Annotated in this window: 20 protein-coding genes, 1 tRNA gene and 1 pseudogene; 11 read left to right on the top strand and 11 right to left on the bottom strand. The window is 72.0% G+C overall.

Annotated elements, in window-relative coordinates; all coding sequences use genetic code 11:
- Nucleotides 1–10: 10 nt before the first annotated feature.
- A complete protein-coding gene (locus tag ACIPJI_RS01085; protein ID WP_037774602.1) occupies nucleotides 11–580 on the bottom strand; it encodes an acetate uptake transporter in 570 nt (189 codons plus the stop codon).
- Between the two features lie 294 nt (nucleotides 581–874).
- A complete protein-coding gene (locus ACIPJI_RS01080; protein WP_005317245.1) occupies nucleotides 875–1,396 on the bottom strand; it encodes a universal stress protein in 522 nt (173 codons plus the stop codon).
- Between the two features lie 300 nt (nucleotides 1,397–1,696).
- Between ACIPJI_RS01080 and ACIPJI_RS01075 the strand changes: the two genes are divergently transcribed.
- The 4 genes from ACIPJI_RS01075 to ACIPJI_RS01060 all read left to right on the top strand — a co-directional run bounded on the left by ACIPJI_RS01075 (nucleotide 1,697) and on the right by ACIPJI_RS01060 (nucleotide 4,678).
- The gene (locus tag ACIPJI_RS01075; protein WP_402243771.1) at nucleotides 1,697–2,113 is read left to right on the top strand and encodes a hypothetical protein; all 417 of its coding nucleotides are present in this window, start codon (nucleotides 1,697–1,699) and stop codon (nucleotides 2,111–2,113) included.
- A 387-nt stretch (nucleotides 2,114–2,500) separates the two neighbouring features.
- Nucleotides 2,501–3,712, top strand: coding sequence for a helix-turn-helix domain-containing protein (locus tag ACIPJI_RS01070; RefSeq protein WP_307706556.1), 1,212 nt, complete (start codon nucleotides 2,501–2,503; stop codon nucleotides 3,710–3,712).
- Nucleotides 3,713–3,885: 173 nt separating this feature from the next.
- Nucleotides 3,886–4,488 carry an oligoribonuclease gene (orn, locus tag ACIPJI_RS01065; RefSeq protein WP_402243770.1) on the top strand — a complete coding sequence of 201 codons (603 nt, stop codon included), beginning with the start codon at nucleotides 3,886–3,888 and terminating at the stop codon, nucleotides 4,486–4,488.
- A gap of 117 nt (nucleotides 4,489–4,605) precedes the next feature.
- Nucleotides 4,606–4,678 (top strand) — tRNA-His (locus ACIPJI_RS01060).
- A gap of 62 nt (nucleotides 4,679–4,740) precedes the next feature.
- On the opposite strand, the gene ACIPJI_RS01055 is transcribed toward ACIPJI_RS01060, so the two are convergent.
- The gene (locus tag ACIPJI_RS01055) at nucleotides 4,741–5,643 is read right to left on the bottom strand and encodes a DUF3626 domain-containing protein (protein WP_356623071.1); all 903 of its coding nucleotides are present in this window, start codon (nucleotides 5,641–5,643) and stop codon (nucleotides 4,741–4,743) included.
- Nucleotides 5,644–5,747: 104 nt separating this feature from the next.
- On the opposite strand from ACIPJI_RS01055, the pseudogene ACIPJI_RS01050 reads away from it, so the two are divergent.
- A pseudogene (locus ACIPJI_RS01050) lies at nucleotides 5,748–5,981 on the top strand (DoxX family protein); the annotation flags it as partial.
- A gap of 70 nt (nucleotides 5,982–6,051) precedes the next feature.
- Here ACIPJI_RS01050 and ACIPJI_RS01045 read toward each other — a convergent pair.
- Nucleotides 6,052–7,269, bottom strand: coding sequence for an erythromycin esterase family protein (locus ACIPJI_RS01045; RefSeq protein WP_356623074.1), 1,218 nt, complete (start codon nucleotides 7,267–7,269; stop codon nucleotides 6,052–6,054).
- 58 nt (nucleotides 7,270–7,327) lie between these two features.
- Here ACIPJI_RS01045 and ACIPJI_RS01040 point away from each other — a divergent pair, with 58 nt between their 5' ends.
- The gene (locus tag ACIPJI_RS01040) at nucleotides 7,328–8,158 is read left to right on the top strand and encodes a TioE family transcriptional regulator (protein ID WP_402244705.1); all 831 of its coding nucleotides are present in this window, start codon (nucleotides 7,328–7,330) and stop codon (nucleotides 8,156–8,158) included.
- 67 nt (nucleotides 8,159–8,225) lie between these two features.
- Here ACIPJI_RS01040 and ACIPJI_RS01035 read toward each other — a convergent pair whose 3' ends face one another.
- Nucleotides 8,226–9,272 (bottom strand): LacI family DNA-binding transcriptional regulator, encoded by a 1,047-nt coding sequence (locus tag ACIPJI_RS01035; protein ID WP_307706561.1) that lies wholly within the window; start codon nucleotides 9,270–9,272, stop codon nucleotides 8,226–8,228.
- A gap of 261 nt (nucleotides 9,273–9,533) precedes the next feature.
- On the opposite strand from ACIPJI_RS01035, the gene ACIPJI_RS01030 reads away from it, so the two are divergent.
- The 3 genes from ACIPJI_RS01030 (at nucleotide 9,534) to ACIPJI_RS01020 (ending at nucleotide 12,738) form a co-directional block, all read left to right on the top strand.
- Nucleotides 9,534–10,844: an extracellular solute-binding protein gene (locus ACIPJI_RS01030; RefSeq protein WP_402243769.1), complete on the top strand. Its 1,311-nt coding sequence runs from the start codon at nucleotides 9,534–9,536 to the stop codon at nucleotides 10,842–10,844.
- Nucleotides 10,845–10,908: 64 nt separating this feature from the next.
- A complete protein-coding gene (locus ACIPJI_RS01025) occupies nucleotides 10,909–11,871 on the top strand; it encodes a sugar ABC transporter permease (RefSeq protein WP_356623121.1) in 963 nt (320 codons plus the stop codon).
- Between the two features lie 18 nt (nucleotides 11,872–11,889).
- Nucleotides 11,890–12,738 (top strand): carbohydrate ABC transporter permease, encoded by an 849-nt coding sequence (locus ACIPJI_RS01020; protein ID WP_307706563.1) that lies wholly within the window; start codon nucleotides 11,890–11,892, stop codon nucleotides 12,736–12,738.
- A 388-nt stretch (nucleotides 12,739–13,126) separates the two neighbouring features.
- Here the strand turns inward: ACIPJI_RS01020 and ACIPJI_RS01015 are convergent, their stop codons facing one another.
- The 3 genes from ACIPJI_RS01015 to ACIPJI_RS01005 all read right to left on the bottom strand — a co-directional run bounded on the left by ACIPJI_RS01015 (nucleotide 13,127) and on the right by ACIPJI_RS01005 (nucleotide 16,862).
- The gene (locus tag ACIPJI_RS01015; protein WP_402243768.1) at nucleotides 13,127–14,605 is read right to left on the bottom strand and encodes a cellulose binding domain-containing protein; all 1,479 of its coding nucleotides are present in this window, start codon (nucleotides 14,603–14,605) and stop codon (nucleotides 13,127–13,129) included.
- A 164-nt stretch (nucleotides 14,606–14,769) separates the two neighbouring features.
- Nucleotides 14,770–16,167 carry a sensor histidine kinase gene (locus ACIPJI_RS01010; RefSeq protein WP_402243766.1) on the bottom strand — a complete coding sequence of 466 codons (1,398 nt, stop codon included), beginning with the start codon at nucleotides 16,165–16,167 and terminating at the stop codon, nucleotides 14,770–14,772.
- Complete coding sequence (locus ACIPJI_RS01005; protein ID WP_307706566.1) at nucleotides 16,164–16,862, bottom strand: response regulator transcription factor; 699 nt, start codon at nucleotides 16,860–16,862, stop codon at nucleotides 16,164–16,166. The genes ACIPJI_RS01010 and ACIPJI_RS01005 overlap by 4 nt, the downstream gene beginning before the upstream one ends.
- 69 nt (nucleotides 16,863–16,931) lie before the next feature.
- On the opposite strand from ACIPJI_RS01005, the gene ACIPJI_RS01000 reads away from it, so the two are divergent.
- Nucleotides 16,932–17,465 carry a hypothetical protein gene (locus tag ACIPJI_RS01000; protein WP_402243765.1) on the top strand — a complete coding sequence of 178 codons (534 nt, stop codon included), beginning with the start codon at nucleotides 16,932–16,934 and terminating at the stop codon, nucleotides 17,463–17,465.
- A gap of 22 nt (nucleotides 17,466–17,487) precedes the next feature.
- Here the strand turns inward: ACIPJI_RS01000 and ACIPJI_RS00995 are convergent, their stop codons facing one another.
- Nucleotides 17,488–18,351, bottom strand: coding sequence for a fused MFS/spermidine synthase (locus tag ACIPJI_RS00995; protein WP_356623082.1), 864 nt, complete (start codon nucleotides 18,349–18,351; stop codon nucleotides 17,488–17,490).
- Between the two features lie 66 nt (nucleotides 18,352–18,417).
- The gene (locus ACIPJI_RS00990; protein WP_307706569.1) at nucleotides 18,418–18,867 is read right to left on the bottom strand and encodes a hypothetical protein; all 450 of its coding nucleotides are present in this window, start codon (nucleotides 18,865–18,867) and stop codon (nucleotides 18,418–18,420) included.
- A 240-nt stretch (nucleotides 18,868–19,107) separates the two neighbouring features.
- Here ACIPJI_RS00990 and ACIPJI_RS00985 point away from each other — a divergent pair, with 240 nt between their 5' ends.
- Nucleotides 19,108–20,523 carry a tetratricopeptide repeat protein gene (locus tag ACIPJI_RS00985; RefSeq protein WP_402243763.1) on the top strand — a complete coding sequence of 472 codons (1,416 nt, stop codon included), beginning with the start codon at nucleotides 19,108–19,110 and terminating at the stop codon, nucleotides 20,521–20,523.
- Nucleotides 20,524–20,900: 377 nt separating this feature from the next.
- Here the strand turns inward: ACIPJI_RS00985 and ACIPJI_RS00980 are convergent, their stop codons facing one another.
- Nucleotides 20,901–21,497 carry a histidine phosphatase family protein gene (locus ACIPJI_RS00980; protein WP_159691764.1) on the bottom strand — a complete coding sequence of 199 codons (597 nt, stop codon included), beginning with the start codon at nucleotides 21,495–21,497 and terminating at the stop codon, nucleotides 20,901–20,903.
- Between the last annotated feature and the right edge of the window lie 101 nt (nucleotides 21,498–21,598).

Genomic DNA, 21,598 nt, shown 5'->3' with positions numbered 1-21,598 from the left:
CCCGTGGGCCTCAGCCGGTGGCCGTCACCCGCCGGCCGGCAGCGCGCCCCGTGAACGTCGGCCACTTGGCGAGCGCGGCCGTCGCGCCGTACCAGGCCACCAGGCCCGCGACCGCGCCGACCCAGCCGCCGGCCTTGGCCAGGCCCTCGTTGCCCGCGAAGGCGGCTATGCCACCCAGCAGCAGCGCGAGGGTCAGCAGCCCGTACACCCCTTGGCCGAGCACACCGCTGCCGGAGGCGGCGGCGGTCAGCGTCAGGGCGAGCAGCGCCCACAGCAGCATGAACAGGCCCGCCGCCTCGGCCGACGTCTCGCCTCCCACGGCGGTCCCCCAGGTGAACCAGAAGGCACCGAGACCGGCGAAGGCGGTTCCCGAACCACCGTTGCCCGCGCGGAACTCGAGCAGGCCGACGACGAAGAGCGCCACTCCGCCGACCCACGTCGCGAGCGCGGCGGCATCGGCGGCGGAGACGTTGTCGATCACTCCGGTGTTGCCTACACCGAAGGCCAGCAGCGTCAGCCCGAGGGCGAGGTTGCCGAGAGTCGAAGTAGAACCAGTTCCCGCAGAGACTCCGTTGTCCACGGCGGGCTCCCTTCCTGTCCTGTGCAGTTGTGCTGCGCCATGTGCTGCAATCCCAGCGACCGGATATCTACCCTTCACAAGCGCACAATCCACCTGTTACGCATGGGTAGATTTCCGTACATGCCTGGCACGTCAGGGAGTTGACGGAGCTTCACCCGACAGGCGGTGACGAGGGAGGAAGAAACGGACCACCGGGACGACAGGGAAATCGGGCCGTGGGGCCGGTGATCCGGGGAGACGTTCAGCAGACCCGGTCGAGGAGATCCGGATCGGGCCCGGCTCCGGACGTCCGGTTCAGGGAATCACGACGACCGGGCGCTGCGCGCGCTTCGCGAGCCGCCCCGCGACCGATCCGAAGAGCCGGCCGACGATGCCGTGCGTGGAGCCGACCACGATCGCGTCCGCCGAATACTCGCGGCCGACCTCTTCCAGCTCGTGACAGATGTCGCCGCCGCGCTCGACCAGGATCCACGGGACCTCGGCGAGGTAGTCCGCGCAGGCCAGCTCCAGGCCCAGTACCTCGGTGCGGTGATCGGGCACATCGACGAAGACGGGCGGCTCGCAGCCGGCCCAGACCGTCGTCGGCAGCCGGTTGGCGACATGGACGATGATCAGACCGGACCCGGTCCGCCTCGCCATGCCGATGGCGTAGGCGAGCGCTCGCTCACTGGACGTCGATCCGTCGAAACCGACGACGACTCCGTGCCGGAAGGCGGGATCGCATGAATGGCGTGCTTCTTCAGCCGCCCGCAGGTCCGACAGAGGATCGGCTACCTGCTTGCGGTCCGCGGGTTCGGGGATTTCGTGACCGGCCATCGGTGTCTCGGCGAGGGAGGTCCTCTTCGGAGTGATCGATTGAGGAAAGCGCGTCGGCTGGAGGGGCGGTGGAGCTGTGTCCGGGAATCATCTTCCCCGCCCCATACCCCAAGGGTACGGCGACACTCCTCTCCTGCCCAGGGCCTGCTGCCCCCATGCGCGACGTTCCAGGGAGCATGCCCGAGCGCGCCCAGGATCGCAATGCCGCTTGGCCACTACAGCCGTCTGCGCGCCACCGGGTGACCGGCGACCACGGTCCTCGTTGGCCAGTGGGTCACCCCGCCGCCCCCAGGAGCCTCTGTGCCAGCACGACCGCCCGGCCCCCACCGCTCCCCCGGCACCCCGTCCCGCCGCCGCCCCGCCGCCCCCGTGTCCGGACCGGTCCCCAGCACCCCGCCCGCCCCCTCCCGGCCAAACGCCCCGGCGAGCTCCGCGAGCCCCGCCGGCGACGTCGTCCGCTGGGGTGCGTTCAGCTGCCTGCTCGTCCCCGTCGTGCTCGTCACCTACGGCACCTCCGTCGGCGGCGCGGCCGCCGCGGCGCTCGGGCTCGCGGCGGTGACGGCGGCGTGCCGGGTGCTGCTGCGCCACTCGGAACGGATGGCCGCACGTGGTCGCGCCGCCGAGGTCGCGCGGCCGGCCGGAGGCCGGCACTCCGGTACCGTCCCTGGGGCGCGGCGCGGCGCGCGGCACGGGTCGAGAGGCGCACCGGGCGGCTGACGGTTTTACACGCCCGCACCCGTATGTTTTCAGCCAACTTCACTACGCAGGCCGATCCTTGCCGAAACAGCCTGCCAACCCCCTTGTCACCAGGGAAGAAAGGGCTGAAGGCCCCTCCGGCACCCTACGGGGACGGGCCATGCCTGCGATGCGCACTTCCCTGCGGGCCCCCCGAGTGGAACGCTTCGTGATCGAATGCATCGCGCCAAGTTGCCATGTCGACATAGCGGGGCATCCCGAACTTGTCACGCCGGCGCCACGGGACGCAGTAGATTCGATCATGAGTATCGAAGGCCGGGGGACTCGTGCAGAACCGAGGGGAAACGTGCAGGAGCGAAAGGCCCGAAACGAACGGGGAGACGCGTACTTCGAGGGGGGTTTAGCGTCATGAGTCAGGACTCCGCCGCGCCGGAGACGGCACGGAAGCTGTCCGGGCGCCGGCGCCGGGAAGTCGTCGCCGTGCTGCTGTTCAGCGGCGGCCCTATATTCGAAAGTTCCATCCCGCTCTCGGTGTTCGGAATTGACCGTCAGGACGCCGGAGTACCCCGCTACCGCCTGCTCGTGTGCGGTGGCGAGGACGGACCGCTGAGGACCACCGGCGGCCTGGAACTGACCACGCCGTACGGCCTCGAGGCGATCAGCAGAGCGGGCACCGTCGTGGTGCCGGCCTGGCGCTCGATCACCTCGCCGCCACCGCCCGAGGCGCTCGACGCGCTGCGCCGGGCACACGAGGAGGGCGCCCGCATCGTCGGCCTGTGCACCGGGGCGTTCGTCCTGGCCGCGGCCGGCCTGCTCGACGGGCGCCCCGCCACCACCCACTGGATGTACGCGCCGACCCTGGCGAAGCGCTACCCGTCCGTGCACGTGGATCCGCGTGAGCTGTTCGTCGACGACGGCGATGTGCTCACGTCCGCGGGAACGGCGGCCGGAATCGACCTCTGCCTCCACATAGTGCGCACCGACCATGGCACGGAGGCGGCCGGAGCGCTCGCCCGCAGGCTCGTCGTCCCACCCCGCCGCACCGGCGGTCAGGAGCGCTATCTCGACAGGTCTTTACCAGAGGAAATCGGCTCGGACCCGCTGGCCGAGGTCGTGTCCTGGGCGCTGGAGCACCTCCACGAGCAGTTCGACGTGGAGACGCTGGCCGCGCGTGCCTACATGAGCAGGCGCACGTTCGACCGCCGGTTCCGCTCGCTGACGGGGTCCGCCCCGCTCCAGTGGCTGATCACACAGCGCGTATTGCAGGCCCAGCGACTGCTCGAGACCTCCGACTACTCGGTCGACGAGGTCGCCGGCCGCTGCGGCTTCCGGTCCCCGGTGGCGCTGCGCGGCCACTTCCGGCGGCAGCTGGGGTCCTCCCCGGCGGCCTACCGGGCCGCCTACCGGGCCCGTCGTCCGCAGAGCGACCCTGACCGGACGTCGATCCTGGAGAGCGTCGTCCCCGCCCAGGCGGGACCGGGCGCCAGACGCCCCCAGGCGGGACCCGGCGGGCCCTCCGCCATGGCGTCCGCCGGCGCCGAGCTGGGCAAACCGGCTCCGGAGGCGTATGCGGCGGGTCACGGCCGGCCGAGCCTGCCGGGCCAGCGGAGCGTGCCGTAGAGCGGCGTCCGCGGACAGTGCGACCCCGGCCCGGTCGGGACGGTGCCCCACAGGGTGCCGTCCCGACCGGGCCGGACGCCGTCCGGGCACCGGGTCCGACGGCGGCCCCCGCGGGGCAGCCAGCTTTCCCCAGGCCGGTAACGCAGCGCATCGGCCCCCGTAAGGTAGGGCGCATGAACGATCGCATGGTGTGGATCGACTGCGAGATGACCGGGCTCTCGCTGACGGACGACGCACTCATCGAGGTGGCCGCACTGGTCACCGACTCGGAACTGAACGTACTCGGTGAAGGGGTGGACATCGTGATCCGCCCGCCGGACGCGGCGCTCGAGACGATGCCGGAAGTGGTGCGCCGGATGCACACCGCCTCGGGTCTCCTCGACGTCCTGGCGGACGGAAAGACCCTCGCGGACGCGGAGGAGCAGGTCCTCTCCTACATCCGCGAGCACGTCAAGGAGCCCGGCAAGGCCCCGCTGTGCGGCAACTCGGTCGGCACCGACCGCGGCTTCCTGCTGCGCGACATGCCGACGCTGGAGGCCTTTCTCCACTACCGGATCGTCGACGTCTCCTCGATCAAGGAACTGGCCCGCCGCTGGTACCCGCGGGCGTACTTCAACAGCCCCGAGAAGAGCGGCAACCACCGGGCACTGGCCGACATCCGCGAGTCCATCGCCGAGCTCCGCTACTACCGCGAGGCGGTCTTCGTCCCGCAGCCCGGCCCGGACTCGGAGACGGCGAAGACCATCGCGGCCAAGTACGTGCTGCCCGCGCAGTAACGACGGGCGGTCGCCACCGGAACGACGGGCGCCCCCACCGGCGCGAAACCCTGGCGCGAGCACCCGCTCGGACCCTGTACACTTTTTCTCGGCCGGTCGGGAGAAAGACCGGTCGTGGTGGGTATAGCTCAGCTGGTAGAGCACCTGGTTGTGGTCCAGGATGTCGCGGGTTCGAGTCCCGTTACTCACCCTGATCGATCAAGGGCCCCGGTCTTCGGACCGGGGCCCTTGTCGTACCCGGGGCCGAACCGCTCAGCGCAGGCCGTCGAGCACGGCTTCCTCGCCCTGCGACGAAGGCACGGATTCACCGGCAGCCTGTGGGGGCGCCCCGAAGCGGGCGAGGCAGTGCCACACCTTCTTGACCGCCTGCGGGTCATGACGGCCGGTGCGTACGGCGTCTCCGACGATGCGCGGATCGAGCCGGCCGCCCACGGCGATCCGTGCGCCCAGGTCGACGTACTCCTGGCCCCGGTAGGCCGGATGCCGACGAAGTTCTCCGACCGTGAGACGGAAGCCGGGATGCCACTCCACCGGGCACGGCAGACGCCGGGCGGCCTCCTCGACGCCCGTCCCCCGGTAGCAGGGGTCGAGGACCAGCGCCTCCACATCGCGGTCCAGCCGGACCGGCCCGTGCACCTGCGCCTCGACGTAGTCGTCCAGAGCGTCCTGGCGGTCGGCGAGGGCGAGCTCGATGAGCCCCATGCGGTCCACGACCCCGAAGTCCGAGGGTTCGAGAAAACTGTCCGGGTAGCAGAACGTGGTCCGCGCCGGTGTGTGCGCCGCAAGGCGGAAGTGGGCGGAGCCGAACCGCGGCGCCGCGCCGACCGGCTTGCGGCGGAAGTTCAGCGCCCCGTAGACGGGCCGCTCCCGGGCAGCCGCCTCGTCGTACGCGCCACCGAAGATCCGGCTCTCCCACCGCCACCGGTCACCGCCGGGAAAGGCGGTCAGGCCCCCGTTGCTCGTCCCGGTGACGAACTGCGAGAGGTAGACGCCGGACTCCGACAGCGCTTCCAGGATGGGCCTGCCCTGCACCGTACGGTCCGGGTGGAAGTTGAGAGTCACCCGCAGTGCCGGGTCCAGGGGCTGACCGGACGAGAGCTCCGCCACATGCCGGAGGGCCCGTTCCCGCGCTGTCTTCAGGGCGTCTGAGCTCATCCGGGCAGTGTGCCGGGAGCTGATCCGCCGGCGCACCCGGTTTACCGGCGACCGCTCGGAGCCGGTGCTCGGTGTCGTTGCGGAAGCCGGACGCCGGCTCGGAGATCGGAGCCCTCGAGGTCCTCGGCGCGGTGGGTCTGATCCTGCCCGCCGTGCTCGACATCGCGCCGGTCCTGGTCCCGCTCGCCGCCGTCGGCCTGGCGCTGATCATGGTGGGTGCGGCGGTCACCCGCCTCCGGCGTCACGAGACCAAGCTGCTGGTGGCCGACCTGGTCCATCTCGCCCTGGCCGTCTTCGTGGCCTGGGGCCGTTTCGGCCCCGAGTCCCTCGTCGGCTGACCGGGGGCGCCCGCCTGCACTCCGGTGCGCCCCGCCGGTGGGCGCGGCCGACGACGGAACACCGGAAGCACTAGCTCTGCGGGACGTCCTTGACGAAGACGATGCCGTCGCTGCCGGCCAGGTGCGCCGGGTCGAGCGGGGCGTAGCCGAACCAGGGGGACACGCGGGGCGCGGGCCGCGTGTCGGCAAGGGCGGTGGCCAGCCGCGCGGCCTCGATGACGCAGCGGTCCTCCGGGAGCGCGTACAGGAGTCCTTCGACGGTGTCGGGCGGCGGGGTGTCGACTCCCCGGTGCCGGATCGTGCCGAGGGCCGTGGCCACGAAGGCGTACGCCTCACCGAGCCGGGCGCTCACCAGCGCGCCGGCGCTCCACCACTCCAGCGGCGTCCCGCCCATCCGCATCGTGCTCTTCTCCCGCTGGAGATGGGAGTTGTGGGCATGGACGAATGCCGGACCCCGAGCGGCGACGGCGAGCAAATTGTCGGCCATCATCTGGTCCCGCACGCCGACCAGCCGGGTCATGCGGCCAGGTGAGGTGTCGGCCATCCAGTGGTGGTAGCGCAGCAGGCCGACCGCGGTGCGTCCGTGCAACTGTGCCCGGTACCGGTCGTCCCCCGAAGTCGCCGTGATCAGGTGCGGCGTCTGCGCGTCGAGCAGCGCCACCAGATCGTCGGCGATCAGCCGCAGCTCCCCGGCCTCGGCCGACCGCCCCACGGAGGAGGACGGGTCCATCATCGCGGCGGGATCGGTCCACCGGTCGTCGGCGCCGAGCAGGCGATCGAGCGTTTCCGCGGTACAGGGAAGCAGGTCCGCGTCCACCTGGGCCGCGAGGCAGCCGTGAAGTGCGGTGAGGGCCTGCCGGGGGCTCGCGGCGTGGGTGATCTCCAGCGGGCCGTCGAAGCCGGCGAAGCGCAGCCGCTCGGACGCGGGCCGGCCGTCGTTGTCGACGCGGACGTTGTAGGCGCGCATCCAGCGCACGAGCTCGCGGTTGGCCGCAAAGGCGCCCCAGTCGTGGCTGAATCCGCGCTCCATGACCTCGTCGAGGGTGCCGGTGCCCGAGGTGACGTAGTCGTCCACGACCAGGCCGCTCATGCAGTCGCTCTCGATCACGATCGTCCGGTAGCCCTCCTGCTCGACGAACTGCCGGAAGAGCTCGTTGCGCAGGTCGAGCAGATTGTCCTCACCGTGGGTGGGCTCGCCCAGGGCGAGCAGCCGGGGCTTGGCCGGGAGCAGCCTCATGACGGCGGCGGCCTCGACGGCATGGGTGGTGTCCTGGATGTCGGTAGCCATGCCTTCAACGCTATCGTTGAACCCTCGTTTGAGACTTTTCCGCGAAATCGGCAGGATGATGGGGAGAAACCTTCAAAACGGTGAGCGGCTCAGGCCGGTCGACCTGGCGCGCGTGCACGGTCTGTCGACGCAGGCGATCAGGAACTACGAGGAGGCCGGCATTCTCCCTGCCGCCGGGCGCACACCCCACGGCTACCGGACCTACACGTCGCTGCACGCGGGGGCCCTGCGCGCGTTCCTCGCCCTGGCGCCGGGCCACGGCCACCGGAAGGCGACGGCGATCATGCGGGCGGTGAACGAAGGCGCGGCCGAGGAGGCGTTCCGCCTCATCGACGAGAGCCACGCCCAGCTCCTCGACGACCGCCGGACCCTCCAGGCAGTGGAGAGCGCCCTCCGCGACCTGGAGCCGACGGCGTCCGAACGAGATGCGGGGCCCAGGCGCGGTGCGGCAGCCGAACCCGCCTCGGCGTTCGGGACCGGTGGGGTGCCCGGGCCTGGTGCTGGTTCGACCGCGGTGTCAGGGCCGACCGCGGCTTCCGGGACCGGCGGCACGTTCATCGGGCCGCTGGCGGGGAAGCTCGGCATCCGGCCCGCGACGCTGCGCAAATGGGAGCGCGCCGGGCTGGTGCGCCCGCGTCGCGACCCGCTGACCGGCTACCGCGTTTACGACGAGGCCGACGTGCGGGACGCCCGGCTGGCCCACCAACTCAGGCGGGGCGGCTACCTGCTGGAGCAGATCGCCCCGCTGATCGCCCAGGTGCGGGCCGCCGGCGGGCTGGAGCCGCTGGAGGCCGCGCTGCGCGACTGGCACGGCCGGCTGGCCGCCCGCGGGCGCGCGATGCTGACCGGGGCCGCCGAGTTGGAGGCGTACCTCCGCGAGAGGGGCTGAGACGTCGGCCGCCGGCCGAGGAGGTCGTCGGCCGAAGAGGACAGGCCCGAGGGGGCCGGTCCGCCCGTCACGACGAGTCCCGCACCACCAGTTCCGTGGGCAGCACGATCTGGGGCCGCTCCGGTGACGGGCCGGCGATCTCCTCGAGCAGGACCCGGGCCATCGTGCGTCCCATCTCCTCCGTCGGCTGGCGCACGCTGGTGAGCGCCGGGTCCATGTGCCGGGCCACCGCCGAGTCGTCGAAGCCGACGAGGGCCACGTCGTCCGGGATGCGGCGGCCCGACTCGCGCAGCACGTGCCGGGCGCCCGAAGCCATCACGTCGGAGGCGGCGAAGACCGCGTCGAGGTCAGGGCGGTCCTCGAGCAGTTTGCGCATGGCGAGGCGGCCGCCCTGCTCGGTGAAGTCGGCCACGGCCGTCAGCCGGGGATCGGCGTCCAGACCCGCGCCGGCGACACCGGAGCGGTAGCCGTCCAGGCGGCGCTGGGCGCCGTACACGTCCAGGGGGCCGGTGATCGTCGCGACGGTGCGCCGCCCCCGGGCGGTCAGGTGGGCGACGGCCGCCCGCGCGCCCTCGAAGTTGTCGGAGTCGACCGCCGCCAGCGTCTCGTCCGCCGCGCGGCGGCCGCTGATCACCACCGGGATGGAGAGCTGCTCCAGCAGGTCCGGCAGCGGGTCGCCCGCGTGCATCGAGACCAGCAGCACGCCGTCGACCCGGTGGGCGGCGAGGTACTGCGCGAGCGTCTTGCGCTCGCGGTCGTTGCCCGCCAGCGTCAGCAGCAGCTGCATCTCGGTGTCGGCGAGGGCGGCTCCGACGCCGCGCACCATCTCGGAGAAGTACGGCTCCGCGAAGAAACGGTCCTCCGGCTCCGGGACGACGAGCGCGATGGCGTCCGTACGGTTGCCCGCGAGCGCCCGGGCCGCCCGGTTGGGGACGTAGCCCAGTTCGGCGACGGCCGCCTCGACCAGCGCGCGGGTCTCCTCACTGACGCGCGGCGAGCCGTTGATCACCCGGGAGACCGTCCCGCGTCCGACCCCCGCCCGCGCTGCGACCTCCTCGAGGGTGGGCAGACCGGTGGCCCGCCCCCCGTTCCCCGTACGGATGGTCCGAGACATCGTGTCCGCCTCCCCAGGCTGCCCAGGCGGAGAACATAACGTGCCGCGGCGCCTTGAGACCTCCCCCATCGGACGACGAACACGGCCGATCACCTATGGGAGCGCTCCCAGCCCTCTCCTGGCGTCCAGTCGGCAAAGCCGCAGGCCACCGCCCGTGCCAGGGTCGCGGCCGGCGTGCTAAAAGTACGGGTCCCACACAAGTACGGCCGCGGGCGGCACGTCAGGACCCGGGGGTGGCGGCACTCCCCGAAGGAGGTCGTCATGCGCAGGACCGCAATCCTCGCGGTCGTCGTCGCGCTGGGCGCCGGGCTCCTCGCAGGCTGCGCGAAGGACAGCGAAGAGCCGGGCGACAGCGCCTACGACGGCGGTGGCGGTAAAGGGAAGACCACCATCACCGTGGGCGTCTTCGGTGCCTTCGGTCTCAAGGAGGCGGGGCTGTACGAGGAGTACATGAAGCTCCACCCTGACATCAGGATCAAGCAGACCTCGATCCAGCGGAACGAGAACTACTACCCGCAACTGCTCACGCACCTCAGCACCGGCAGCGGTCTCGCCGACATCCAGGCCGTCGAGGTCAACAACATCGCTGAGGTCACCGCCACCCAGGCGGACCGGCTCGTCGACCTGGGCAGGACCGAGGGCGTCAGCAAGGATTCGTTCCTCGACTGGAAATGGGCGCAGGCCACCACCAAGGACGGGAAGACGGTCGGGCTCGGCACCGACATCGGCCCCCAGGGCATCTGCTACCGCAAGGACCTCTTCGAGAAGGCCGGGCTGCCTACCGACCGTGAGGAGGTCGGCCGGCTGTGGGCCGGGGACTGGAACAAGTACCTGAAGACGGGCAGGAAGTACAAGGCCCGGGCGCCCGAGGGGACGTCGTTCGTCGACTCCGCCTCGGGCGTGATGGCAGCCGTCACCGGCAGCAACGAGAAGCGCTTCTACGACGTGAACGGCGAGATCGTCTACAAGACCAGCCCGGCCGTGAAGCAGGCCTGGAACCTCGCCGCCGAGTTCGCCACGGAGAAACTGACCGCGAGGCTCCAGCAGTTCACGCCGTCCTGGGACCAGGCCATGTCCAACGGCGCCTTCGCCACGGTCTCCTGCCCCGCCTGGATGCTCGGCCACATCCAGGACAAGGCGGGCGCCGCCGGCAAGGGCAAGTGGGACGTCGCCGCCGCGCCACGGCCGAGCAACTGGGGCGGCTCGTTCCTGGTCGTGCCGAGGACGGGCGACAACACCGCCGAGGCGGCGAAGCTCGCCGCCTGGCTGACCGCTCCCGAGCAGCAGGCGAAGCTGTTCACCGAACGCGGCAGCTTCCCCAGCGCCGAGGCCGCCTACTCGCTGCCCGCCGTCGCCGACGCCGCGCACCCCTACTTCGGGGGCGCGCCCATCGGGAAGATCTTCTCCAAGGCGGCACAGGACGTCCCGGTGCAGATCGTGGGGCCCAAGGACCTGATCATCGCGCAGAACCTGGCCGACATCGGCATGCTCCAGGTGGACCAGAAGGGCCGCAGCCCGGAAGAGGGCTGGGACGCGGCGGTCAAGGCGATCGACAACGCTCTGGACGAATAACGTGCCGGAACCCGCACACGGCAGGCCGGCCGCGCACTTCGAACACCCTGGGAAGCCGGGGTCCATCGTTGACGGCACGGCCCCCGACGGCACGGACGCCGCCGCTGCGCGGCGGCGTGCGAGGCGCTCGCGCCGCTACCGGCGCGACGTCAGATGGAGCCCGTACGCCTTCGTCGCACCGTTCTTCGTCTTCTTCCTCGCCTTCGGCCTCTTCCCGCTGCTCTACACCGGCTGGGCCTCACTGCACCGGGTGGAGCTCACCGCGCCCACCGACATGGAATGGGTCGGACTGCGCAACTTCTCGCGCCTCCTCGAGGACGAGTTCTTCTGGAACGCGCTCAGGAACACCGTCACCATCGGACTGATGTCGACCGTGCCGCAGCTGCTCATGGCGCTCGGCATCGCGCATCTGCTCAACTACCGGCTTCGCGGCTCGATGTTCTTCAGGGTCGCCGCCCTCACCCCGTACGCGACGTCCGTCGCCGCCGCGACGCTTGTCTTCGTGCTGCTCTTCGGCCGCGACTACGGGATGGTCAACTGGGCGCTCGGGCTGGTCGGCATCGGTGACATCGACTGGCAGAACGGGCAGTGGACCTCGCAACTGGCGGTCTCGACGATCGTGATCTGGCGCTGGACGGGTTACAACGCGCTGATCTACCTGGCCGCGATGCAGGCCGTCCCGAAGGACCTGTACGAGTCGGCCGCGCTCGACGGGGCCTCGCCGTGGCAGCAGTTCATCCACGTCACGGTGCCGTCCCTGCGCCACACGATCCTGTTCACCTGCGTGGTCTCCACGATCGGCGCGACCCAGCTGTTCGGCGAGCCCCTGCTGTTCAGCGGCGGGGCGGGCGCGACGGGCGGCGCGGACCACCAGTTCCAGACGCTCGGTCTCTATCTGTACGAGCAGGGGTGGGTGAACCTGCACCTGGGCCGGGCCTCCGCGATCGCCTGGGCGATGTTCCTGATCCTGCTCGTCGTCGGCGCGGTGAACTGGCTGGTCGCGCGCCGCCTGAGCAAGAGCGCGTAGAGCGGAGCGGAGACGACGATGACAGGGCGCAAAGGGCGGGCGGGGCGGCAGCTGCACGGCGGGAAGTTCGCCTACGCCGCGCTGATCGTGTTCACCGCCGGCTCCCTCTTCCCACTGGTGTGGACGGCGGTCGCCGCCTCCCGCACCAACACCCGGCTCGCCCAGACTCCCCCGCCGTTCTGGTTCGGCAGCAGACTCTTCCGCAATCTGGAGATCGCCTGGACCGACGCGAACATGGGCACCGCCCTGCTCAACACGACGATCGTCGCCGGGTCGGTCGCGGCGGGCACCGTGGTCTTCGCCACGTTCGCCGGATTCGCCTTCGCCAAGCTGCGGTTCAGGATGAAGAACGCGCTGCTGCTGCTCGTCATCGGCACGATGATGGTGCCGCCGCAGCTCAGCGTCGTACCGCTGTACATGCTGATCGCCGAACTGTCCTGGACCGACCAGCTCCAGTCCGTCATCCTGCCCACGCTGGTCAGCGCCTTCGGCGTGTTCTTCATGCGCCAGTACCTGATGGAGGCCCTGCCCGGCGAGCTGATCGAGGCCGCCAGGGTCGACGGCGCGAGCAGCCTCCGTGTGGTGTGGCACATCGTCTTCCCGGCGGCGCGGCCGGCGATGGCCGTCCTCGGGATGCTGACGTTCGTGATGGCGTGGAACGACTTCTTCTGGCCGATCCTCGCGCTGACGCAGAGCGGCAACCCGACGGTGCAGGTGGCCCTGGCGGGCCTCGGCCAGGGCTACATCCCCGACCAGTCGGTGATCATGGCGGGGGCGCTGCTGGGGACGCTGCCGTTGCTGATCGCGTTCGTCGTCTTCGGCAAGCAGATCGTGGGCGGCATCATGCAGGGCGCCGTCAAGGGCTGATGGCGCGCTGGCCGCGGGGCGGGCCGGGGCCGCTGCGCGGGGCCGTTCCCCTCCCCCTACGGCCTGGCGGCCGCGGGGTGGGGACCCCCACTTCCCGAACCGGGGCGAGCCCTGGACCCCGTACCGCCTTCGGTGGTGTCCTCAAACGCCGGACGGGCTGGAAATGCCGCCGCGCGGCATCCAGCCCGCCGAGCGGAGGCAACTCAAGCCCCGCCGGCGATCGAGGCGCGGGGGTCCGGGGGCAGAGCCCCCGAAACACCGCGCGAAGCGCGGTACGGGTCCGGGCCGAGCCCGGTCGGGAAGGGCGAACCCGTCGGCGGCGGGAGGCGCGGCGGAGCCCCGGGCGGGTGGGGCCGGCCCGGGGCGTCGCCGTGGGGGGACGGGGTGGCTACTTGTACGCGGAGAAGGCCTTCGTGAACGCCAGCGGCTCCTGAAGGATCGAGCTGCACGTCGCGTCCGCCGCCGGCTTCTCCCCGCCCGCGCACTGCTTGTCGCGGGTGGAGGACCACATCGACAGCCAGCCCAGGTTCTTCGATTCGGCGAACTTCACCAGCTGCGTGGCGTCGTCGACCTTGAAGATCTCCGTCACCACGTCGTTCACGCCGATCATCGGAGTGACGGCGACGGCCTGCCACGCGGCCGCGTCCGAGAGCCCGAGCACGCCCTTGATCTGCGCCTGGGTGGCGGTGGCCGCCTGGATCGCGTACTCGCCCATGTCGCCGCTGTACGCCGGGCCGTAGTCCATCGCCATGATGTTGACCGCGTCGACGCGCACCCCGTTCTTCTTGGCGTCGGCGACCAGGGCCACCCCGGGCTGGGTGAGGCCCTCCGGCATGACGGGCAGGGTGAACGAGACGTTCAGGCCGGGGTGCGACTTCTGGAGTTGTGCGATGGCCTGCGAGCGCCGGGAGTTGGCGGCGGTGTCGGGCAGCGCCGCCCCCTCGATGTCGAAGTCGACCTTGGTGAGCTTGTAGGTGTCGATGACCTTGCCGTAGGCCTTCGCCAGGTCGTCGGCGGAGGAGCAGTTCAGCGCCAGCTCGTGGCCGGCCGCGCCGCCGAAGGAGACCCGGACGTCGCCGCCCTTGGCCCGCAGGTCGCCGATCTGGGCGGCGACCTTGTCGTTCGCCAGGTCGGTGACACCGCCCCACAGCGGGGCGCAGCTGCCGCCGGAGGTGATGAAGGCGAGGTTGAACTCCTTGACGCCGGTCTTGGCCGCCGTGTCGAGCATGTCGTAGGCCGGGTACAACGAGGTGTCGATGTACGGCGCGTAGCGCGCTGCGCCGCCCGGCTTCGGGGTCCCGGTCGGCGTGGGCGTCGGCGTCGGGGTGGCCGTGGCAGTGGGGGTGGGCGTCGGCTTCTGGGTCGGGGTGGCGGTCGGCGCGGGCGTGGGCTGCTCCGTGGGCCGGCCGCTCGGCTGCGGCGTGGCCCCGTCGTCGACCGAGCACTTGATCTCGTCGATGAGACAGGCCGTCGGGTCGGCGGCCTTTCCGCTCGCGGAGGTGACGAAGCCGACGGTGACCGAAGCACCCGGCGCGAGGCTCTTGTTCCAGCTCGCGGGCTTCACCGTGACCTGCTGCCCGTCCACGGTGTGCTCGCCGTTCCACAGGGAGCTGATCCTCGTCCCGGCGGGCAGCTCGAACTCGAGGGTCCAGTCCGTCCGGGCCTCGCCGGTCTCGTTGGTGATGACGTACTGGCCGGTGTAACCGCCGTCCCAGGTACTGGTCCTGGTGTAGGCGGCGCCGACCGCCGCCGCCTGGGCGGTGCCGGTGAGGACGATCGCCGCGCCGCCGATCACAGCGGTCACGACGACCGCGCCGACCGCCTTGGTCCTGACGCTCGCCCTGCGCCGGTGCGTACTGCTGCCCATCGGGTGCCTGCCTCTGCGTACGAAGTCGGGGGGTGGTGCGCTGCACGCTAGCGACCCCGAATCGGACAAATGGCCGATCAGTGGCGGCGGTCGGTGTTCTTAGGGCGCGCTTAAGGGAGGCATCGGAAGCGATTAATGATGTGCTGCGAGGAAGCGGCCGTGCGCTATCGCAGGGCGGTCCTGCGACGGCGCTGGACCCGCCCCCGGTGCCGGCTGCGGCGCCGGCCGCGGGCGGCTTCGCGGGGGTCGAGGCCGATCCAGATCCGTACCTCTGTGCCGCCGAGGACGGACCTGCCGATCCGTACGTCGCCGCCCGTGGACTCCGCGACCCTGCGCACGATGTCCAGGCCCAGACCCGTCGAGCCGTCCCTGGCCCCGCTGTTGCCCCGGGCCATGGCGGCCGCCGGGTCGGCGATGCCCGGACCGGCGTCGGAGACCAGCACGATGACCGCGTCGTCGCTGTTGTGCACGTCGACGGAGAAGGCCGTGCCCTCCGGGGTGTGGCGGAAGACGTTGCCGAGCAGCGCGTCGAGTGCGGCGGCGAGTTCGGGGCGGGCGACCGGGATGCGTACGGGCCGGTCCACTCCGGCGAGCCGGACCTTGCGGCCCTCGTCCTCCGCGAGCGCCGACCAGAATCCCATCCGCTCGCGGACCACCTCCGAGACGTCGCAGCCCGCGCCGGGTCCGGCCGCCGCCGTCTGCGGCTTGGCCTCACGGGCGGTGCGGATGATGGTGTCGACCTCGCGTTCCAACTGCGCGACGGCCGCCCGGGTCTGTTCGGCGGCAGTGCTCTCACCCAGCGACGCGGCGTTCAGCCGCAGCACGGTCAGCGGGGTCCGCAGCCGGTGCGAGAGATCGGCGGCCAGCTCGCGCTCGTTGGCCAGGAGCTGGACGACCTGGTCGGCCATGGAGTTGAACGCGGCGGCAGCGGAACGCAGTTCTGGCGGCCCCTCTTCCGGGACGCGGGCCCCGAGTCGGCCCTCCCCCAGGTCGTGGGCGGCGCCCGCGAGCCGCTGCGCCGGCTGCACCATCCGTACGCCGAGCCGGTCGGCGACCGCGACGGAGCCGACGATCAGCGCGATGCCGACGCCGGCGAGGACGAGCCAGGCGGTGTCCACACCGTTGGAGACCTCCCCCTCGGGCACGAAGATCTCGACGACGGCGATCTGACCGGTCCCGATCGCCGTCGGTTGCAGCAGCGCGGAGCCGCCGGACACCTCGGTGATCGAGGCGCGGCCGATCCGTTCGACGGTCGCCAGGTCCTTCTTCGCCGCCCGGCGCTTGCCTATCTCCAGCGGCAGGCTGCCCGGTTCGCCGGACGCCGGGATGTACACGGCCATCCGGCCGACCGCACCGGCCGGGGTCGACTCGACGGCCCGCTCCAGCGGGCGGCGTTCGGTGGTGACGGTCAGGGTGGGGCCGATCGTCGCGGCCTGCCGCTCGGCGTTGGAGAAGGCGCGGTCGCGGGCCATCTCCTTGATGACGATGCCGAGAGGCAGTGCGAATGCGAGCACCACCATCACGGTGACGGCCAGGGAGACCTTGACGAGCGCCCATCTCATGACCGGTGTCCGTTCGGTGGCTCGAGCTTCACTCCGACTCCGCGCAGCGTGTGCAGGTAGCGCGGCTGCGCCGCGGTCTCGCCGAGTTTGCGGCGCAGCCAGCTCAGATGGACGTCGATGGTCTGGTCGTCGCCGTAGCTCTGCTGCCAGACCTCGGCCAGCAACTCCTTGCGGGGGACGACCACCCCCGGCCGGCCGGCGAGGAACGCCAGCAGGTCGAACTCCCTGCGGGTGAGGTCGAGGCGGTCGCCGTCCAGTTCGGCCTGGCGGCGCAGCGGGTCGATGGACAGGCCGCCGACCTGGATCACCCGCGAGGGCGGCGCCTCGCCCGCTGCCCGGGAACGGCGCAGTACGGCCGCCATCCTGGCCGACAGGTGCTCCACGGAGAACGGCTTGGTCAGATAGTCGTCGGCACCATCGTTGAGCAGCCGTACGATCTCGGCCTCGTCGTCCCGCGCGGTCGCGATGATCACGGGTACGTCGGTGATGCCGCGGAGCATCTTCAGCGCCTCCGCGCCGTCCAGATCGGGCAGTCCGAGGTCGAGGATGACGACGTCGAACCGGAAATGGGCCACCTCGCGCAGCGCCTCGAGGGCCGTGCCGACGCTCCGTACCGTGTGGGAGGCCTCGGTCAAGTGCCTGATGAGGGCGGAGCGCACGAACTGGTCGTCCTCGACCACGAGCACACTTGCCATGGGCGGCACCGTACGCCATCCGGAGTACGCCGGTCCCGTTCGGGACAAGCCGGGGACGGGTGGTGCACTATGGCCCGGATGCATCGAGGACTTGTACATGCCATGGCCTGGTCGCTGTCCACCGGCGCGGCGGTGACGCTGTCGTGGTGGGGCGTCCACACGGTCATGGCCGGAACCGCGTACGACCGGCCGCGCGCTCTTCCCATCACCGCGCAGAACTCGACGGCGCAGGCCGCGAAGCCGCAGGCGTCGTCGACGGCGCGCCCGCCGAGCCCGTCCCCCTCGCCGAGCAGGCGCCCGCCGACGACGCCTCCTCCCACCTCGCCCCCGAAGAAGGACCCCCCGCCGAACTCGCCTTCACCACCGCCCCCTTCGGATGCCGGAAATGTGAAGGGCTACAACGTCAAGGGCGGCCGGGTCGTCTTCGACATCGGTGACAGCGCGGCCGAGCTCGTCTCGGCGACCCCGGCGGCGGGCTGGCAGATGCAGGTGTGGACGCAGCCGACGTGGATCCGCGTCACGTTCACGCAGGACGGTCACGAGGTGTCGGTGTTCTGCACCTGGAACGGCCATCCTCCGATGGTGCAGTTCGACGAGCGCTGAGCATCACGGTCGGCGTGGGACGTCAGCGGAACACGGCGGGCGGCGGCACCGGCGACGGCTTGGCGCTCGCGTCCGTCACGGGCGCCGCCCCGCCGGTGAAGTCGGCCAGCGCCCGCCCGTGTTCGACCCGCCCGGCGAACGGGTCGCTCGCGACGCGGCGGGTGAACTCGGCGACCGGCAGTTCCCTGTCCGAGGCGAGCAGCACGGCGTTGCCGAAGCGACGCCCGCGCAGCACCGTCGGATCCGCGGCCAGCGCGAGCTCGGGGAAGACGGCCGAGGCGGTGGCGATCTGGGCCCGCAGATGCGCGAGCGGCGGCCCGTCGGCGATGTTGGCGACGTAGCTGCCGCCGGACCTCGTCACCCTGCGCACCTCTGCGAGGAACTCCGTGCTGGTCAGATGCGCGGGGGTGCGCGCCCCGCTGAACACGTCCGCGATGACCACGTCCGCCCAGCCGTCCGGCACCTTCGCCAGACCTGCCCGGGCGTCGGTCGACCTGACCCGTATCCGCGCGCCGGGATCCAAGGGGAGGTGCGCGCGTACGAGTTGGACGAGGGCCGCGTCCAGTTCGACGATCTGCTGGGTGGAACGGGGGCGCGTGGCGGCGACGTACCGGGCGAGGGTGAACGCCCCGCCGCCGAGGTGCACGACCTGGAGGGGACGCCCGGGAGGCGCGGCGAGGTCCACGGCGTGGCCCAGCCGGCGCTGGTACTCGAAGGACAGATACGCCGGGTCGTCGAGATCCACGTGCGACTGCGGCGCACCGTCGATGAGCAGCGTCCAGCCGCGCGGGCGTTCCCGGTCGGGTATCAGCTCCGCGAGTCCGCCGTCCACGGCAGCGACGACGGACTCCGGTCCACCGCCCCCACGCCGCTTGCTTTTCGCCACGCTTCCATTATCGCCCGGCCGTGGACCCCCCGCGTCCGGGCCTTCGCCGCCGGGAGCCGGGGGGCCTCAGCGGCAGTTGTCCGCCGCCTCGATCAGACGGGCCGCCTCCCCCAGCGCCTCGCGCAGGACCACCGGGTCCGTGACGGTGCCCGCGTCGTCACCGGGCGGCAGCAGCCACCCGGACCCGGTGACCGGTGATCCCGCCGGGATGCGCAGGCCCCGGCCGGAGGTCTGTGTACAGGCGCTGCCCGGCATGTCCCATGCGTCGGCCGTACCCGGCGGGACGAGGAAGCCGAGGGTGTCGCAGGCCCCGTCGTGGAGCACCGGCCCGACCGCGGGCGCGGCGGCGCGGCGAAGGATGTCCACCGCCTCGAGGCCCTGCCGGGCGGGAACGGTCACCAGGTCACACGGCGCTGCCGGCCCGCCGGGCACCGCCACGTCGCAGAGGGGCGGAGCACTGCCGTCCGGGGTCGGCCGGTGTCCGGCCGTGGTCGAGGGCGTCGCGCTGGTCTCCATGCCGACCTCCAACAAGGGGATCCCCTCCTCGCTCGAGTGGAGACACGTAACGCGCCTCCGTACGGTTCAACGCCCGTACGCGTCAAGGGCTACGGCGGCACGCCGCCGCAAAGGATGGCAGTTCATGGCAGAACACCGGCGAGATGTCCCTTTTGTTGTCAAACCCTGTGTGAAGGCCCTGTCACAGCAGGTACGTTCTTGCCCCGCCGGAACACGGCCGCACCAAGAGAGGCCTCGGCCATGGCGTCATCGTCAAAGGCATCACGGGCGGTTCCTGCCCCCGTACCCAACCTGGCTTTCCGCACACTGCGCGGACACCGCTCGCCGGGCGAGTTCGCGACGGCCGTACGACGGGCGGCCCGCGAGATCGGCGAGCAGGTCTCCTGCGACGCGCGCTACATCGGCCGGGTCGAGTCCGGGGAGATCCGCTGCCCGAACTACGCGTACGAGCGGGTGTTCCTGCACATGTTCCCCGGCCTGGCGCTGACGGACCTGGGCTTCACCGCCCGGGAACAGGTGCGCGGGCGCGGCGCGGGAAACCGGGCCGCGCCCGCGTCACCGCCGCCGGACCGGGCCGCGGACCCGGCCCTTCCGCACCACCCCTGCTGCCGGCTTCCCCTCGGCAGCAGCGAAAGCGACAGCGACGAGGAGAGCGACGTGCTGCGTCGCGCATTCATGACGAGCGGCTCCGCCACGGTGGCGGCCGCGTCCCTGGGGCTCGGCCCCGGATCCTTGCCCGACCCGCGGCGAGTCGGCGAGGCCGAGGTCAGCGCCGTGGAGGAGGCCGTACGCCGTATCCGGCTGCTCGACGACCGGCACGGCGCCGACGGTCTGTACCGCCGTGCCGCCCAGCCGCTGAGGGCCGCGTACGCCCTGCTCGACGCGGGCACGCCTGCCCGCAGGTCGACGGCCCAGAGGCTGCACACCGGCGCCGGTGAACTCGCCATCTCGGTGGGCTGGCTCGCCCACGACTCCGGCCGTCTCGAGGACGCGCGCTCGCACTATGCGGAGGCCCTCGCGACCGCGCGCGTGGCGGGCGACCCGGCGCTCGAGGCGCACGCCTTCTGCAACACGTCGTTCCTCGCCAGGGACGCGGGCCGGCACCGTGAGGCCGTACGCACCGCACAGGCCGGCCAGCAGGCGGCCCGGCTCGTCGCCTCCCCGCGGCTGCTGGCGCTGCTCGCGCTGCGGGAGGCGGGCGGCTGGGCGGGCCTCGGCGACCGGGCCGGCTGCGAGCAGTCGCTGGCAAGAGCACACGCACACTTCGGGCGCGGCGCCTCGGACGCCGACCCCGAGTGGATGTCCTTCTTCGCCGAGCCCGAACTGGAGGCGCTCCAGGCCCAGTGCTGGTCGGCGCTGGGCGAATGGGCACGCGCGGCCCGCCACGCCCGTCGCGCGGCGACCCTCCAGGACCGCCGCTTCACCCGCAACCTCGCGCTGTACCGCGCCGAGCTGGCCGTGGACCTGGCCCGGGCGGGCGAGCCGGAGGAGGCGGCAGCGGCGGGCGAGCAGGTGCTCGAGCTGCTGGGCGAGGTCCGGTCGTCCCGCATCCACGCGCTGCTGGCGGACACGGCGGAGGTCCTCCTGCCGCACCGCCGCACGCCGTCGGTCTCCACCTTCCTCCACCACCGCGAGACGGCGACGCGCCACGCCTGACGCCCCACGGAGCGGGGCCGTTCCCCTACTCGCCCCTTCCCGGACCCGTACCGCGCGTCGCGCGGTGTCCTCGAGCGCCGGACGGGCCGAAAACGCCGCTGCGCGGCACTTCAGCCCGTCGGCGGAGACACTGCGGCCTTGCCGGGCAACTCCAGCCTCGCCGACGGCTCCAGCGCTGCCGACGGCTCTGGCCTACGGGGACGTTTCCCGCCCCGCCGGCGATTGAGGCGTGGGGTCCCGCGGGGGTCCCCCAGGCCGCCAGGCGTAGGGGCGGAGCCCCGGAAGCACCGCGCGGAGCGCGGTGCCGGGTGAGGGGGCGGAGCCCCGGTTCGGGAAGGGGCGGGGTGGGGACGAGCCCGCGCGGCGGCTCCCCGCCGTCATCCCTCCTGGTGCCCCGTGTCGTTCCAGCGCTCGATCGCCGGCTCCCCGTACGCCCACCCCAGCACCGACAGGCTCGTCGGATCCAGCCGGATGCGCGCCCCGAAGGAGATGTGCTCGCCCAGCCACCGCGCCCCGATGGAGCGCAGGATGTGGCCGTGGGCGAAGACCAGCACGTCGCGGTCGGCCGAGCGGGCCCATTCGACGACCTCGTCCGCGCGCGCGGACACGTCCGCGAGGGTCTCGCCGTCGGGCGCGCCGTCGCTCCACAGGAGCCAGCCGGGCTGGAGGTCCTGGATCTCGGCCGGCGTGAGGCCCTCGTACGCGCCGTAGTCCCATTCCATCAGCGGGTCCCAGGTCTGCGCCCGCTCCCCGAAGCCCGCCAGCGCGCACGTCTCGCTCGCCCTGATCAGGGGGCTGGTGCGGATCTCGACCTCTTCCAGCCCCGACCACGGCGCCCGGTGGAGCCGCTCGCCCAACAGCTTGGCTCCGCGCCGGCCCTCCTCGAGCAGGGGGATGTCCGTCCTGCCGGTGTGCCTTCCGAGCAGCGACCATTCGGTCTGGCCGTGCCGGGCGAGCAGGATCCGCGGTGCCATGGGGAGCTCTCCTGAAGTTCACGATCGAATGTCGCTCCATCATCCCGCACCTGAACTTCGGGCAACCTCCGCGACGATCTGGGCGTCCCCCTCCCCGGACG

Source organism: Streptomyces sp. NPDC086835 (assembly GCF_044745705.1).
Classification (GTDB): Bacteria; Actinomycetota; Actinomycetes; order Streptomycetales; family Streptomycetaceae; genus Streptomyces.
The sequence above is the reverse complement of the archived record's forward strand: the minus strand, read 5'-3'. Positions and strand labels throughout refer to the sequence as shown.

Coding starts and splice junctions, on each gene's coding strand:
- ACIPJI_RS01080 (WP_005317245.1), bottom strand. CDS start 1,396: ATGGCCGGTCACGAAATCCCCGAACCCGCGGACCGCAAGCAGGTAGCC.
- ACIPJI_RS01070 (WP_307706556.1), top strand. CDS start 2,501: ATGAGTCAGGACTCCGCCGCGCCGGAGACGGCACGGAAGCTGTCCGGG.
- orn (WP_402243770.1), top strand. CDS start 3,886: ATGAACGATCGCATGGTGTGGATCGACTGCGAGATGACCGGGCTCTCG.
- ACIPJI_RS01055 (WP_356623071.1), bottom strand. CDS start 5,643: ATGAGCTCAGACGCCCTGAAGACAGCGCGGGAACGGGCCCTCCGGCAT.
- ACIPJI_RS01045 (WP_356623074.1), bottom strand. CDS start 7,269: ATGGCTACCGACATCCAGGACACCACCCATGCCGTCGAGGCCGCCGCC.
- ACIPJI_RS01040 (WP_402244705.1), top strand. CDS start 7,328: ATGGGGAGAAACCTTCAAAACGGTGAGCGGCTCAGGCCGGTCGACCTG.
- ACIPJI_RS01035 (WP_307706561.1), bottom strand. CDS start 9,272: ATGTCTCGGACCATCCGTACGGGGAACGGGGGGCGGGCCACCGGTCTG.
- ACIPJI_RS01030 (WP_402243769.1), top strand. CDS start 9,534: ATGCGCAGGACCGCAATCCTCGCGGTCGTCGTCGCGCTGGGCGCCGGG.
- ACIPJI_RS01020 (WP_307706563.1), top strand. CDS start 11,890: ATGACAGGGCGCAAAGGGCGGGCGGGGCGGCAGCTGCACGGCGGGAAG.
- ACIPJI_RS01015 (WP_402243768.1), bottom strand. CDS start 14,605: ATGGGCAGCAGTACGCACCGGCGCAGGGCGAGCGTCAGGACCAAGGCG.
- ACIPJI_RS01010 (WP_402243766.1), bottom strand. CDS start 16,167: ATGAGATGGGCGCTCGTCAAGGTCTCCCTGGCCGTCACCGTGATGGTG.
- ACIPJI_RS01005 (WP_307706566.1), bottom strand. CDS start 16,862: ATGGCAAGTGTGCTCGTGGTCGAGGACGACCAGTTCGTGCGCTCCGCC.
- ACIPJI_RS01000 (WP_402243765.1), top strand. CDS start 16,932: ATGGCCCGGATGCATCGAGGACTTGTACATGCCATGGCCTGGTCGCTG.
- ACIPJI_RS00990 (WP_307706569.1), bottom strand. CDS start 18,867: ATGGAGACCAGCGCGACGCCCTCGACCACGGCCGGACACCGGCCGACC.
- ACIPJI_RS00985 (WP_402243763.1), top strand. CDS start 19,108: ATGGCGTCATCGTCAAAGGCATCACGGGCGGTTCCTGCCCCCGTACCC.
- ACIPJI_RS00980 (WP_159691764.1), bottom strand. CDS start 21,497: ATGGCACCGCGGATCCTGCTCGCCCGGCACGGCCAGACCGAATGGTCG.